We start from the raw sequence: 13,547 nt of genomic DNA, 5'->3' as shown, positions 1-13,547 counted from the left end.
TCTTATCCTTTGCGTTGATGATGTTTGACCAAATCAATGGCCTCTAATAATACATGTATTTTTGCGTCGGCTTTATGACCATTTTCAGAAAGATAACGACGAAACTGTTTGCCGCCGGCTTCTCCTTGGAAAATACCCAAAATATGTCGAGTCAGGTGCATAAGTCGCTCACCTTCCTCTAATTTACGTTCCACGTAAGGAACGAACGCTTCCAACGCCGCATAGCGATCGGTAACAAGGGTTTGACCCCCAAATAATTGTTCATCTACTTGGCTTAATAACCAAGGGTTGTGATACGCCTCGCGGCCCATCATGACACCGTCTACTTTGGTTAACTGCTCTTGACTCTCTGCTATGGTTTTAATGCCACCATTAATAATGATTTCAAGGTCAGGAAAGTCTTGTTTTAATTGATGCACATAATGATATTTAAGCGGAGGCACCTCACGGTTCTCCTTCGGGCTTAGACCTTGCAAAATCGCATTACGAGCATGAACTATAAAAGTCGTTACGCCAGTCGTAGCTATTTCACCCACAAAGTCACGGACAAAATCGTAGGAATCTTCATCATCCAAACCAATACGGTGCTTAATGGTTACAGGCAAACCACAAGCGTCTTGCATCGCCTTCATCGCATCTTTGACTTTTTCAGGATGCGCCATCAAGCAGGCACCAATCAAACTGTTTTGAACACGATCACTTGGACAACCGACGTTTAGATTGATTTCATCGAAACCATTTTGCTCCGCCATTTTTGCGCACTTGCCTAAATCTTTCGCATCAGAACCACCAAGCTGCAAAGCAAGAGGGTGCTCACATTCATCGTAGCGTAAAAAACGCTCTGGATGATTGCCGAGTAACAAGGCACTGGACGTTACCATCTCAGTATAAAGCAGGGTTTGCTTGGTTAATGTTCTCGCGAAAACTCGGTAATCGGATGTGGTCCACTCCATCATGGGTGCTATGCTGAAGCGTCTATCCACTGAATCCCTTGATTCTACTGGGCTGGAGCCTATAATGTCATTGATGTTATTTCGCATTTATATTGTCATTTTTGGTTAAAATATGGCGTTTTAGGTGGCTCAGTGCTAAAAAAGTGCTAAAAATTTTTTTTAGCACTGGCTGTTTTTTGTTACCGAATAATGCAGTTGTAAACTCATTATTTAATTATGTCATAAAATTACAGGTTCATGGTATGGCTAGTTTTAGGAAGAGGCAAAAGAAAGACGGAACTTTGGTGGTTTATGCTCAGATTCGTTTTAAGAAATCTGGTCAAATTGTGTTTAGCGAAAGTGAAAAATTTGAAGGGAAGGGTGCGCAGAAAGCCGCTGAGTTGTGGGCAAATAATCGTGAAGCGGAAGTAAAGCGTAAGCTTGATAGTGGTAAATCTCTCGTTCAGCTTTCTATTGCTGAGGGTATGGCTCGTTATGTCTCGGAGCATGAAGACGCGCCTAATCCACTTGGTAAAACTAAGCGTGGCACTATGATACTCATGAGTAAGGAGCCTATTTTAAAAGAGATTTCTTTATCTGAAATGACCTCTGCTGGTTTAATGGAATATCTTCGTAAACGTTATCATGATGATGGCGCTAAGCCTGTAACGGTACTGCAAGACATTAACTACATTCGTGTATTGGCTAAATACGCAAGGGTTGCATGGTCGCTTCCAATTGATTTGCAGGAAATTGAAGATGCCGCAGGTTTAGGTTCCAGGATGGGGGTTATTGATCGCTCTATACCTAGAACACGGAGGCCATTGCTCGAAGAAATAAGTAATATTTGTAATTATATACACAGAGAAAAAATGGAAGAGGAAGGCTTACCCCTTTTTTAACACCATTAGATGAGGTTGTGCTTTTTGCTATTTTTTCTACGAGACGATTAGGCGAAATTTGTCGTATTGAGTGGGAAGATGTTGATCTCGAAACGGGGATGATTGAAGTAAAAGATATGAAGCATCCACGAAAAAAGAAAGGTAATAATATGACATTGCACCTTCCTAATCGTGCAGTTGAAATTATAAAGAGGCAGCCTAGGATAGAAGGGGAATCGAGGGTTTTTCCTTATGCTGAAACGACTATCGGTTCTGCGTTCCGTCGAGCTTGTAAAGAGTTCAAGATTGCCGATTTAACATTTCATGATTTGCGCCATGAAGGTGTTAGTCACTTATTTGAGCTTGGGTATACCATTCCACAAGTTAGTATGATTTCAGGGCATCGTTCTTGGAGTAATCTTTCTCGCTATACCCACTTAAACAAGCTTGAGAAGTTTGATAAATATGCGGATTTTGAACCTGTTAAAGACCTTGGAGAGGCTGGCTTGGTTAAGCCGATATAGCCTCTCGTTGATTGCGTCGGCCACGTCGTAGTGGTCCAGATTGTTCTGTCATGATTTTCTTTGGTTGTTTGATTACGGCATGAGCTCTGCCACTTAGTAGTAGTGCTCTTTCTTTTGCTTCTTGTCTTGCTTTGTCTAATGCTTCTGCTAAGTCTTCTAAGTGGACGATATAGGGGCTCTTTTGAGACTGAGCCATTCTAAACACAGGAATCATTAGTTCACCTGCATTGGCTGCTTTGTTGGCTTCAGCCAATGTTTTGAAGTTTGTGTAGTGAAGTGCTTCTTCAAGTTTGACCGCTGCACGACCCTCAAACTCTGCCATTAATAAAAATAGTGTTTTAGAGCTCATTATCCTTCTCCTTAAGCGGCGTGTTGTTTGTCTTTTATGACTGACATGGCCAGTTCAAATCCGTGGTAGCCTTTGGCGAATACGCTTCTTTGTTGTGTGTCTAATTCGCCGTGTTGGTTATATGGATTGCGCCAGTGTTTTGGCTCGGCGTAGATGGCGAGTACTTCCAGCGCTTTGCTACTTTCAATGCTTGAGTGTTCTGCGAGTAAGGTGCTGATTCTCGTATACGAGGTATTAAGCTGATCTTCTAGCGAACGAATTGTGCGGTGTTGGTGTTCGTTTTGGATTTTTACTCGATAGTTCTCTGCAGCGGCACGGGCTAAGTTATCTCGCATGCTGCTAGACATCGAAGCGATGCAAGCAAGCTGCTCATAGCCTTTTAACGTTCTAAGAAGTTCACCTACTGTAATTGGGTTGCTCTTATCGTCATATCCTGCGATTTGGTCACGGTGCCAGCTTATTGATTCTGTGTTCATTTCTCTCTCCTTAAGCGACTTTGGCGTCTTGTTTTTCGTTTTCAGCTTGGATGCGAAGATAGATTTCTTCGCGGTGAACGGTGATATCTCTTGGTGCTTTGATTCCTAAGCGAACCTGCATGCCTTTTACACTTAGTATTGAGACTGTGATGTTGTTGCCAATTTTTATGCTTTCGCCAAGCTTTCGTGTGAGAGTAAGTAATTCAGGGGTAGCGGTACGAATTCGAACAGAGTTGCCTTTAATGCCTGATACTGTGATTTGGATGTTGTCGCCAATGTTGATGGATTCGCCGATGCGTCGAGTGAGTATTAACATGATTCCTATCCTTTGGTTTAGGTTTACGATCTAAATAGTTTAGTAAAACAAACCAAATGATGTCAATGTTTTGTTCGTAAAAATAAACAAAAATGTTTTGGAGGGAATTTTAGGCAAAAAAAAGCCCGCAATATTTAGCGGGCTTAATTTAAGGGAGACGTAATCAATTAGGTTTGTAATCTATAATTAAGAATACACATTTAGCGGTATCGTAAAGGGTCATCAAAGCATATGAAAAAACAGCGAATGTTAGCGTATCTAACAGCAATGGCATATTTTCAGTCTGAGCTATCAGGATAGAATCCTTTGCTGACAGAAAGATGATTGCAAGCACAATTAGAGTAATTTGTTCTTTTATGGTCAAAAGCATGTTGGCTTTTGTCTTGGCAAAAAAGTTACCACCCCCATGCTGATCAGTCAATTCTCGAATTTTCGTTAAGGTAATACTTAGAGTTGTCGTATTAATCGCTAGTAGTGCAACAAGGATCGTGATCAGATTATTCGCGAAGAATTTGTCTAAGTAATCTGTATTAAGCCAATCTGAAAAAAGTTTCATCAGAAACCCAATGGCAATGGCTTTAAGAGCTTGGCTTAGTATTGCTTTCATCGTCTATATGGCCTTTTAGAGCATCAATAATTTCGACCAAGTCCTCTGGTCGTTGAATCGGAGCCTCAAGTTCAAACTCATCAATCACCGTCTCTTTTATAGTATCAGCAGTACTAACTTTGCTTGTCAAGCCTACAATTTTTAGTTTTATGTTACCTCCGCCTTTACTTAAATAGTCCACTAGATTTCCGATGGTTTTGTTTTCTTTGTCTAGTTTTAGTGTCGCCCCGTTATCAGACTCTAGACTCAAAGAACTGCGATGAGAATTAGTAACTTTGGAGAGATCTTTCAGTTCTTCCGAAAGGTCTGCTGTAAGATTCGCCATGTTAGGTGTAATGAATTGAAATTCTGCTTTTTTAATTTTGTGGTCATGAAGCTTTACCATCTCCCAGAACTCGTTACTTTCAAACTGTGGTTCCCATTCAGCACTTAGGTTTTTGGTTTTTAGTCTTTTATTGATATGTTTGATAATGGTCCCAACAGCAACTCGACACTCAGAAAAAGCGCGACTTCTCTTTTTTACTGCGATTATTTGTTTATTTGGTGCATTCCATATAATCATGATGGTTGAGGGCCAATCATCCAATAGTTCACCTTGAAAGTCTTTTTCGCGATGAATAAGTTTCTCGCGTGCAATCCTGATAACTAGAAACTCTCCATCGTCGAAAAGTAGTTTTGTTTTCAGTCCCTTAATATCAGGGGAGCTTTTTAGTATGGACTTAATTGATAGATAGAATAGATGATTCTTTTTTTGATTAATTCATCGAGACTTAGAAAATCCTCAAGAGCATCGGCCTGAGCAAACCTATCTTGTGGAAGGAGGTGGTATCGGAATAGTTCGAATACGTTAGACAATTTATCATCCTTGAATCAATGTTTATTACTAAAACTTAACCTTGGCCTCTTTGACAACCCCAACAATTCGGCAATTGCCATTTATTTCAAGAGGTCGGTAGTTAGGATTTAGTGGTTTTAAATATTTTTGCCCAGCATCAATGAATAGTTTTTTAAACGTTACTTCATCAGTACCTTCTAACTTTGCGACAACTAAGTCACCATTTTCCGCTTGAATACTAGGATCTACTAAGATCAGATGTCCTTCTGGAACACTAATTCCAGAAGTTGTAGTCATGCTATCGCCAACAACCTTCAACCAAAAAGAGTTTTCACTTACGTTGGCTGGAGCTTCTTCCCAATCAATTTCATCACCTAAAGTTCGGTAGTCAATTGCTTCTGTCCACTCGCCAGCTTGTACATGGCTAATTACTGGTAGTTTTCTTGTGTTGTTTTGGATAGGGGCAAGAGTCAAGTTGCTTTCTCTTGTTTCTAGAGAATGACTTCCTATGCCTGTGAATAGCCAATTTGAATCACAGTTAAGTATCTTGGTTAAAGGAACTATGAACTTTCCACCAGGTGAGTTAATTCCGTTGAGCCACTGACTAACGGTAGCCTTAGAGGCTCCTGTGGCTTTAGCTATGTTGACGGCTTTTAAATTGTGCTCCGTCATTTTTTGTCTGATTCGGTCTGAAATTTCCATGTTTAGAATACTAAACTAACTTGAGTTTATTTTTACATACATGTAATGTATGTAAAAACGAACCTTTAAGGTTAAGAAAAAAGGACATGATGATGCTCAAAAAAACAGTAGTTGATTATTACGGAAACCAATTGAAGACAGCAAAGGCACTAAACCTAAGTCGTGGTTATGTCTCTCAATGGGGCGATGTTATCCCTGAGGTGCAAGCCCTCCGAATTGAAAAGCTGACCGATGGCGCTTTGAAGTACGACCCAGCGCTTTATACCAAATCAGCTTAGCGGACGATTTTTAAATAGAACACGTTTAGTTATTTCAGGAGAAAACAATGAGTACACACAAAATTAGAAGCCGAAATATCCGCCCACTGCCTGATATCGCGAGAGTAGTTGGTGACTTAAATGAGCTTAAGAAAGCTTGTGAGGCATCTATGGGCTCACTTAATCACGCGAACTTAGACGGTACAGAGTTATTCCGCCATCTTGTTGATACGCATAAGATTGCCGAGTCAGTTCTTGAAGGGCTTTCTTTTCAGTACATAACGCCTCGTGTCTTCGATCACATCTGGGATGGAATCCTCACCAAGGAACACATTGCAATGAACCGTAGGGATTAGCTCGTTATTTATTAAGTCGTAGGTGACGGCGGCAACAATGAAGCCATCCGGTGCATTTAGTTCCCGTTCTTCTTCAGGAAGATTAATCACTTCTAAGAAGCGGGGCACAGGGCCAGAAATGCCAGAGATTCGTTTGCTGACGTGCTCGCTCTCTCCGATCTTTTTAAGAATCACAATATTCATGCGCTTTCCTTGCTTTTGTAAGTCACGGAATAACGAATTTAGAACATTAAAAACGTGGATTCAAGTGCGGCACACGTTTGTATTTATCAGGAGAAAACAATGGATCACATCGACCAAGCCCTTTACGACACGGTTCATAACTCGGATATGTCAGCCAAGGAAATATCGTCTTTATTGGGAGTAGGGCATCAGGTGCTCATTAATAAAGCCAACCCGCAAACGGAAACACACAAGATGACGTTGCGTGAAGCGGTGGCGATTCAGTTGATTACAGGGAATCACTCAATCTATCGCGCCATGGGGATGGAACTCAGCATCAAAACGAAAAAGGTTGAGACGTTAGGCATTCTTGAATCTGTGTTGAATGCCGGTAAAGAGCACGGCGATGTGTTGGCGATGATTCATAAAGCCATGGCAGACGGAAAGATGACCATGCGTGAGCAGGAAAAATGCCAACGGGAAATTACCGAAGCGATCGAGTCGCTTATGGCGCTCCGTGAGTCTGTGCTTGAGCACAGCATGAAACAGATTAAAGGTTAGCTGCCATGAGTATGGAATTGATGGTTAAGGCGATGAAAACGAAGGTGGGTAATCCACTTCGTAAGTTGGTTTTGCTGAAGCTTGCAGACAATGCAAACGATCAAGGTGAGTGTTGGCCAAGTTACCAGTACATTGCTGACCAGTGTGAAATTGGGAAGCGTACAGCGATTTGCCATATTGATAAATTAATTGAATCGGGCTACCTGAAAAAAACGACTCGAAAGGGTGTGAAAGGCAACTCTTCGAATGTTTATGTTCTTAATTTCGACGCAAAGCCAGTAAACAATGGGGGTGCAAATCCTGCACCCCATGGTGCAGGAGATGCACTAGGTGGTGCAAATGCTGCACCCCCTAGTGCAAATGCTGCACCAGGGGGTGGTGCAAATGCTGCACCCAGAACCAGTCACTCTCTTGAACCAGTCAATGAACCAGTCAATGAATCTTTGGTCGTTCCGCCCAAACCCAAAAACCAAAACGTGCTTCTGGCGTACCGGATGAATTTCTGGTCGATCAACGAATGCTGGATTGGCTGAGTGCGAATCAGATCACGACCGACTGGCGCACGGAAACCAATAATTTCTTGGACTATCACCGGGCGAAAGGCTCGACCATGGCGGATTGGGTGGCCGCATGGCGAACGTGGATGCGTAATTCCATGAAGTTTTCCGTATCACGACCTGCGCCGCCTAGCACGGCCAAGCAGCAAGTAAGCGATTCTTTGACGAACATTCACGACACCGATTGGTAGGAGCGAGCCATGAACGATTTGTTTGATGAATTCCCAACCACAGACGCGGCGTACTTCGAAGCCGCCAACCATGCCCATGACTTAGCCCATTGGAAACCAAGTCATGACACGGTCTACGAAGCAGGGCGACGAGTCAGTTTTTCTAAGCTGCGACGCCGTGACACCGGAGCAGGCAAGCGCGCTTTTGCCAAGGCATACAGAGACGTTTGCAGAGCATGGTTGCGTGGTGAACGATTCAAACGAGACGTGATTGAGGCTCAAAAATACGGCGAGAAGATCAGCGAAAGCGAATTACTGCGTCGTCGAGTGATCGGTCGCGAAAGAGTTTGTCAGTTAAAAAATTTGTTAAGGGGCGCGACATGATCATAGAAAACTTAATTCGCTATCACTTTGAAGATGGCTCTGAGGTCACCGCAAGCTGGAGTGATACACCAAGTGACTGTAATTACATTTACTTTTTTAAGGGAGCTTACACCTTTCTAAAAGTGAATGATGAAGGTTTATGGGAATTAGTGGATTTTGAGTTTCATGAATGGGATCAAATCACCAATCCCATTCGAATCGCTGAAATTATGAAAAATGTACACCCACGGCCTGTGGGTGTTTGAGAAATACTAACAAGGTTTCAAACCAACCGACCACGTTTTAAATAGGAAAGAATAAACATGCGCTGGCTAAACCGAACCAAGCCCAACACATTAGGGGCGCTAGGATGGCGGATTGTGAACGACCACATAAACTATCTGATTTCTAGTTCTGCCGATGCGGGTTGGTCTGGCGTTGGTAATACAGGGCGTATTTGTGAAGCGGTCGAGTCTGGCGTTACCCAAACCTTTGCTGGCGGCGGTGACAGTAATGCGGCGATGATTCGACAAATCCGTGCGTTAGCCGCGAAAGACAAAGGCTTTTCATGGCTCTTTAGTGACTTATCACGCATGCAATTGCTTTGCTTGCTCGCGGCGGTATTGGCAGAAGGGCGTAAAACCATCAAAGGCAAACCCTTATCGAATGGGCGTATCGCGGCCAATTTGCCAGCGTTCGCAGCAGAATTGCGACTTGGCCCTGCACACGCCACACTCAGCGAAAAAACCTTTAGTAACAACGTAGCAGAAGGGCGCAAACGCTTCTTGCTCAAGCTACAAAACGAACTGGCGGCACGGATCACAGAAGACCAATTAAAGGCGATGCTATGACTCGACGCACCACGAAGAACATCAGTGATGCGTACATCAAGGCAGCATTAAAAACAGACGTTCGTTATCTTTACGATTCCCGTCGTGTGGAGTTTCACATTAACGCTGCGAGAACCGGCGGCACCTTTTACGATGTGGTTTACAAAGGCAAGAAACGCCAGCGCACTAAGCTTGCCAAATGGCCAGCGGTGACTGCGAAACGGCTGTTTGCTGAACTCCCCGCCATTCGTGCCAACGCCTTGGCGGATCGGAACGCGAGTTTAACAGTCTCCACCTACCAAACAGGGGGCGAGGTGTTAATGTGGTTCATGCAGCACATTGACGCAGACAACACCTTTTCTGATTCCTACGTCTCCACCGCGTCCAGTTACATTGGCAACCATTTACTAAGCCTACTGGACAGCGTGCAGCTCAACGACATAGACAAAACCTTCCTATACAAACAACTCTACATGCCCATGCAAAGCGAGTACGCCCTGTCCACCATTAAAGGCGTGCTTGGCGTACTGAAAACCGCCTGTAGCCGCGCCAATGAATTGGGCCTGATTGCCAATAATCCCACCAAAAGCATTACTCTAACCAGCTTCACCACGACCCAACCCGACAGCCAACCAGGGCGACTCAAGCCTCACGATTTACCCGTGTTACTGGCGGCCATTAATAAGCAAAGCACAGCGCGTCGAATCTTCTTCATGACGCAACTGCTCCACGGCACCCGCATAGGCGAAACCTGCCTTGCCGAATGGAAGCACTTTTCGTCCAGCGCGTTGGAATGGTACATACCTGCAGAGAACACCAAAAATGGCACCGAGCACCGCTTGCCCATCACCCAACACGCCATGGACCTAATCAACACCTTACCGAAACGAGGCGACTACGTGTTCAGCGTGAAAGGTGACAAACCCATGGCGAAACGCACTGTAGAGCGTTGGTACCAAAGCCTGAGTGACCACGTCGGCATCAAATTCACTAGTCACGACATACGCAAACTCGCCCGCGACAGCTGGCAAGACATGGGCATCGACTGGGTAATAGGGGAAATGCTACTCAACCACGAACGGGACGGATTGGACAAACGCTACATGCACACCCATTCCAGAGAACAGATGCGCAAAGCGCTAGGGGAGTGGGAAATTAAACTAAATCAAGCTTGTGAAAATAAAAAAACCTACTAAGATCAATTGGTAAGGATAATTAGATTCGAGAATTAGTGTTGTTTAAATATTGAGGCTTAAACTATGACTGTTGTATTTCTGACAAATATCGTTAAACCGTGGGATGAACTCAATTCACTACTTGCGAAACGATATGTGTTTCAGCCTGAAATTTCTGATGTGACTCGTATGGCTGGATCATTAAGTGTCTCAATTAAGCATCAAGTAGAAGTTGCAGAGTTTAGTCGAACAGCAGTAGATAATGAATCAATCGAAAACCGCATAATGTCTGATGTAGCTGATGCATGGAAACATGGAAAGCTTAGAAACCCAGCTCGTGACAATTCATTTTCTGTAGGTTCACAGTTTGAGTGTGATAAAAATGATGATTTTAGGTTTATCCGAAATATTTTAAGTACGAACCATGCAACTGACGGTGTATTAGACTTTATGGAAGTATCTAAAGAAGCTATAAAGTATTGGATTAATAAATTGAACATACCAATAAATTGGAACCCGATGATACTTGAAGGGGATGTGGGGTTTCATAAAGAAGCTTATTTGTTTTATAACCCACAGTATCAAGTTAGCATGAAGTCAATGAATTTACAGGTTGTCAAAAGAAATAGTAGTAATCAATTGATACCATATGATTGCCCCAATGTGAGATTTGCAATTTATGACCATGAGAAAAATGAAAGTTAAGATATTGGCTTTGTAAGTATCAACCACGAACGGGATGGACTGGACAAACGCTACATGCACACCCATTCGAGAGAACAGATGCGCAAAGCGTTAGGTAAATGGAGGGAGGATATATTAATACATTATTAATCACTTCAATCATATTAATACATATATACAATTATAATAGTTAATCTAGCTTAACTATTATATGTATTGACGGTACCGTCAAAGAGTAAATAGTTGAGAGATAAACGTTATGCCATTACCTAAAGCAAGTCATCAAAAGCCACAAGCGACCGCGAAAGACGTTAAGTCTGCTGCTGCCGTTGGCAATGCTGCGTTTGCTTACTTCAAGAAACATGGCTCTTTTCCTACCTCCAAAGAGCAATTAGCTAAGGGTTAGCTTGCCTGTTGTTCAATGTACTTCCTTATTCAGATTAGCTGATAACTGGGAACTTCACAAAAACTCATTTGAGTCCTATAAGCTTTATGGCAGGCTTCCTGATTATTTTGGTCGGGATGCAGAACTAAGCCACCCTACAGTACATCATATCCACCTCGCAGTTACTGAAAAACTCGCTAAAGAGTGGTCAAGGCGTTACCCCAGAGTAGATCAGGTTCGTTATAGAACGACTAAAGTGGGAGAGCCTGAGAACGATTACTGGCTCATTTATGCCTATGATGATCTTGACGATAAATACTTACTATTAACCATAATAGGCCCTGATGCACATAATGATGCTGAATGGCGGTCTTCTCTAACCACTCTTTATATTCAATTCGTCGAGCCTTGGATCAATGGCAAGCTGGACGATGTTGTTTAGTTTTGGTTTTCATATAGAGCTAATATTTCATTCGTTCCTTGAACAACATACTTTTGCTGGATCATTGCCCAAGGGGAGCAGCTTTGGGCTAGGCCCGATGTGATTTTCAAATGCTCTTCTATTGCATCTGGTGAGTACCTTGTAATTATCGGTTCTTTAAAAAAGGACTGAGAAAAGAAAAAATAGACTTATATTTATGTTGATGTTCAAAAACTTTTTCTCGATTTTTTGCTAATTCTTTTTGCTTGGCCGTTGTGACTTCATTGTGAATTCCATTTACCTCTTTTAGATGAAGCTCTAGCCCTTCTAGTTTTGAGAGATAAATACTAAGGTTGGACATACACATTTCATAGCATAAGCTAAGTTCTTTGATAGCGGCTACTTTATTTTCTAAGAGATGCTGTTTTTTTACTCTCTCTTCCCATGACTGGAAAGATCTATAAGCATAGAAGGCTGCAAATGCTGTGGCTATTCCTGCGATACTAGTAGCGATACTAGAAAAAATGGATAACTTGGTATCAGTAGCTGACCATGTTGGTAAGCCTGTGAGTGTTCCTAGTGTATAGCTAATAATGATGATAAAAGCACTACATACCCACCACTCTACATCCTTGATATTCATGTTCTACATACCTTTTCTGTTCAATAGTTTGCTTTAATTTAATGCCGTTAAATATACACCAATTAATTTAATAGGCTTAATGCTTGAAGTTAGTTTATTCATAAACTACTATTTCCTTGCACTGGCAAAATCCAGTGTCGGGATTGCAACCCCGTTTTACCAAAGCGGCCTAAAACACGCACCGCGTGTTTTTTTGTGGCCGAGATTCGCCTGTTATGGTGGGTCTGCTTCAGGCCAACTTCGGTTGGGCCGTGCCTTTGGGCGGTTGTTGCAACCTGATTTAGATCCACCACCTTATTGAGATTGCAACCTCATTTGGTGGTTTAACCAGACCAAAGGAGGCCATAGATGGCTCATTTAATTATCTCTTCAAAAGACATCCGCATACTCGACGGATTGTATTCCCTTAATGATCTTCATAAAGCTGCTGGCGCAGAGAGCAAGCATCGTCCAAATTACTTTTTGAATAATCAACAAACGAAAGAGTTGATAGCTGAAATTGAAATAGACGGGATTCCGGCTATCAAAGCAAAACAGGGCGTTGGAACCTATGTTTGCAAAGAACTGGTTTACGCCTATGCCATGTGGATCAGCCCGAAGTTCAACCTAGAAGTCATCCGCGCCTTCGACCAAGCCCAACAAACACCAGAACAAGAACCTGTCCAACAAAGCTTACCCGCGCCCATCCAAGACGATGAAAAACTGAAACTCATCAACGACATCGCCCAATCCTTGGGAATCACAGAAAACATAGTCGTTGTACCCGCCAGCGAGATAATGAACATGGTCCAAACTATCCGCGGCTACCAACAACAAATCGCCAAACTCCAAACCAACCCCGCATGGGTCGACCAAACCATCGAACGCGTCAAAAACGCCACAGGCCGACACTTCGGGGAAGGGTAGAACAGAGAAGGAACAAGGGGCGAAATGCCCCTTTTAAATCTGGTATGTAGTGGTATAAGATTAAATAACCCTAAATTTAGTATGGAGAGTAGCTTATGAGTTCAATTGTTGAATATATGGAGCAACAATCTTCTAGAGACGCACTTGCATCAGTTTTAGCGCATTTGCTTGAGTGCGGTATGATTGAGGGTGATAGTGCTCGAGGTATATCTCGTCAAATAGTAGGTGAGCGAACACTGGATAACCTTACTAAGAAACAAATCTATAGATATGAGAAAGATGTTCTTCATTTAGTTAATGTTAAATGTAGTGGTCATTGCGAGGGGGGCATTCATATAGATGACCTTGAAAATGCATATTTAAGAGAAGTAGAGCTTGGTGATTTATATTGTCAGCACTGTATGCATGATGTTGAAAATCGGCCATTTTGATATTGTAGTTTAAAGCAGAAATTT

General features: G+C 42.6%; 23 protein-coding genes. 15 read left to right on the top strand and 8 right to left on the bottom strand.

Translation table 11 applies throughout. The features are described from left to right. Window positions 1-2 precede the first annotated feature (2 nt). Window positions 3-1,040: a tRNA dihydrouridine(20/20a) synthase DusA gene (gene dusA, locus AC0L3Y_RS15830; RefSeq protein WP_473466130.1), complete on the bottom strand. Its 1,038-nt coding sequence runs from the start codon at window positions 1,038-1,040 to the stop codon at window positions 3-5. A 155-nt stretch (window positions 1,041-1,195) separates the two neighbouring features. On the opposite strand from dusA, the gene AC0L3Y_RS15825 reads away from it, so the two are divergent. Both AC0L3Y_RS15825 and AC0L3Y_RS15820 read left to right on the top strand, forming a co-directional pair. Then, on the top strand, window positions 1,196-1,834 hold the full coding sequence (locus tag AC0L3Y_RS15825) for a hypothetical protein (protein ID WP_473466126.1): 639 nt from the start codon (window positions 1,196-1,198) through the stop codon (window positions 1,832-1,834). A gap of 17 nt (window positions 1,835-1,851) precedes the next feature. Continuing rightward, window positions 1,852-2,337, top strand: coding sequence for a site-specific integrase (locus AC0L3Y_RS15820; RefSeq protein WP_473466121.1), 486 nt, complete (start codon window positions 1,852-1,854; stop codon window positions 2,335-2,337). On the opposite strand, the gene AC0L3Y_RS15815 is transcribed toward AC0L3Y_RS15820, so the two are convergent. From AC0L3Y_RS15815 to AC0L3Y_RS15790, 6 genes are all read right to left on the bottom strand, one after another. After that, entirely contained in the window at window positions 2,324-2,686 is a 363-nt protein-coding gene (locus AC0L3Y_RS15815; RefSeq protein WP_473466116.1) for a pyocin activator PrtN family protein, read from the bottom strand. The two genes, AC0L3Y_RS15820 and AC0L3Y_RS15815, sit on opposite strands and share 14 nt — an antisense overlap. Before the next feature lie 11 nt (window positions 2,687-2,697). Continuing rightward, complete coding sequence (locus AC0L3Y_RS15810) at window positions 2,698-3,162, bottom strand: hypothetical protein (protein ID WP_473466111.1); 465 nt, start codon at window positions 3,160-3,162, stop codon at window positions 2,698-2,700. A gap of 10 nt (window positions 3,163-3,172) precedes the next feature. Further along, window positions 3,173-3,478, bottom strand: coding sequence for a carbon storage regulator CsrA (csrA, locus tag AC0L3Y_RS15805; protein ID WP_473466105.1), 306 nt, complete (start codon window positions 3,476-3,478; stop codon window positions 3,173-3,175). A 163-nt stretch (window positions 3,479-3,641) separates the two neighbouring features. Next, window positions 3,642-4,085: a hypothetical protein gene (locus AC0L3Y_RS15800; protein WP_473466102.1), complete on the bottom strand. Its 444-nt coding sequence runs from the start codon at window positions 4,083-4,085 to the stop codon at window positions 3,642-3,644. Beyond that, window positions 4,057-4,671 (bottom strand): hypothetical protein, encoded by a 615-nt coding sequence (locus AC0L3Y_RS15795; RefSeq protein ID WP_473466097.1) that lies wholly within the window; start codon window positions 4,669-4,671, stop codon window positions 4,057-4,059. Before AC0L3Y_RS15795 ends, AC0L3Y_RS15800 begins: the two co-directional genes overlap by 29 nt. Window positions 4,672-4,968: 297 nt before the next feature. Continuing rightward, on the bottom strand, window positions 4,969-5,622 hold the full coding sequence (locus AC0L3Y_RS15790) for a LexA family protein (protein ID WP_473466093.1): 654 nt from the start codon (window positions 5,620-5,622) through the stop codon (window positions 4,969-4,971). Between the two features lie 86 nt (window positions 5,623-5,708). Here AC0L3Y_RS15790 and AC0L3Y_RS15785 point away from each other — a divergent pair, with 86 nt between their 5' ends. The 11 genes from AC0L3Y_RS15785 to AC0L3Y_RS15735 all read left to right on the top strand — a co-directional run bounded on the left by AC0L3Y_RS15785 (window position 5,709) and on the right by AC0L3Y_RS15735 (window position 11,564). Next, window positions 5,709-5,900 (top strand): Cro/CI family transcriptional regulator, encoded by a 192-nt coding sequence (locus AC0L3Y_RS15785; RefSeq protein ID WP_473466089.1) that lies wholly within the window; start codon window positions 5,709-5,711, stop codon window positions 5,898-5,900. Between the two features lie 47 nt (window positions 5,901-5,947). Then, window positions 5,948-6,235, top strand: a complete 288-nt coding sequence (locus tag AC0L3Y_RS15780; RefSeq protein WP_473466084.1) for a hypothetical protein — start codon at window positions 5,948-5,950, stop codon at window positions 6,233-6,235. Between the two features lie 282 nt (window positions 6,236-6,517). Continuing rightward, the gene (locus AC0L3Y_RS15775; protein WP_473466081.1) at window positions 6,518-6,958 is read left to right on the top strand and encodes a phage regulatory CII family protein; all 441 of its coding nucleotides are present in this window, start codon (window positions 6,518-6,520) and stop codon (window positions 6,956-6,958) included. Between the two features lie 5 nt (window positions 6,959-6,963). Continuing rightward, a complete protein-coding gene (locus tag AC0L3Y_RS15770; protein ID WP_473466077.1) occupies window positions 6,964-7,491 on the top strand; it encodes a helix-turn-helix domain-containing protein in 528 nt (175 codons plus the stop codon). A 224-nt stretch (window positions 7,492-7,715) separates the two neighbouring features. Beyond that, window positions 7,716-8,069 carry a hypothetical protein gene (locus AC0L3Y_RS15765; protein WP_473466072.1) on the top strand — a complete coding sequence of 118 codons (354 nt, stop codon included), beginning with the start codon at window positions 7,716-7,718 and terminating at the stop codon, window positions 8,067-8,069. After that, window positions 8,066-8,314: a hypothetical protein gene (locus AC0L3Y_RS15760; RefSeq protein WP_473466070.1), complete on the top strand. Its 249-nt coding sequence runs from the start codon at window positions 8,066-8,068 to the stop codon at window positions 8,312-8,314. The genes AC0L3Y_RS15765 and AC0L3Y_RS15760 overlap by 4 nt, the downstream gene beginning before the upstream one ends. A gap of 57 nt (window positions 8,315-8,371) precedes the next feature. Then, a complete protein-coding gene (locus AC0L3Y_RS15755; protein ID WP_473466067.1) occupies window positions 8,372-8,899 on the top strand; it encodes a hypothetical protein in 528 nt (175 codons plus the stop codon). Continuing rightward, window positions 8,896-10,074, top strand: coding sequence for a tyrosine-type recombinase/integrase (locus AC0L3Y_RS15750; protein WP_473466064.1), 1,179 nt, complete (start codon window positions 8,896-8,898; stop codon window positions 10,072-10,074). Before AC0L3Y_RS15755 ends, AC0L3Y_RS15750 begins: the two co-directional genes overlap by 4 nt. 63 nt (window positions 10,075-10,137) lie before the next feature. Then, complete coding sequence (locus AC0L3Y_RS15745) at window positions 10,138-10,758, top strand: hypothetical protein (RefSeq protein WP_473466061.1); 621 nt, start codon at window positions 10,138-10,140, stop codon at window positions 10,756-10,758. A 238-nt stretch (window positions 10,759-10,996) separates the two neighbouring features. After that, entirely contained in the window at window positions 10,997-11,143 is a 147-nt protein-coding gene (locus AC0L3Y_RS15740; protein WP_473466058.1) for a hypothetical protein, read from the top strand. Between the two features lies 1 nt (window position 11,144). Beyond that, entirely contained in the window at window positions 11,145-11,564 is a 420-nt protein-coding gene (locus AC0L3Y_RS15735; protein WP_473466055.1) for a type II toxin-antitoxin system YafO family toxin, read from the top strand. A gap of 145 nt (window positions 11,565-11,709) precedes the next feature. Here AC0L3Y_RS15735 and AC0L3Y_RS15730 read toward each other — a convergent pair whose 3' ends face one another. Next, complete coding sequence (locus AC0L3Y_RS15730) at window positions 11,710-12,186, bottom strand: hypothetical protein (RefSeq protein WP_473466052.1); 477 nt, start codon at window positions 12,184-12,186, stop codon at window positions 11,710-11,712. A gap of 348 nt (window positions 12,187-12,534) precedes the next feature. Between AC0L3Y_RS15730 and AC0L3Y_RS15725 the strand changes: the two genes are divergently transcribed. Both AC0L3Y_RS15725 and AC0L3Y_RS15720 read left to right on the top strand, forming a co-directional pair. After that, a complete protein-coding gene (locus AC0L3Y_RS15725) occupies window positions 12,535-13,092 on the top strand; it encodes a KilA-N domain-containing protein (protein ID WP_473466049.1) in 558 nt (185 codons plus the stop codon). A 95-nt stretch (window positions 13,093-13,187) separates the two neighbouring features. Then, entirely contained in the window at window positions 13,188-13,523 is a 336-nt protein-coding gene (locus AC0L3Y_RS15720) for a hypothetical protein (protein WP_473466046.1), read from the top strand. Window positions 13,524-13,547 lie beyond the last annotated feature (24 nt).

The sequence above is a fragment of the Marinomonas sp. GJ51-14 genome (assembly GCF_055808695.1).
Note: the sequence above shows the minus strand (reverse complement) of the source record. Positions and strands in the feature narration are given on the sequence as shown.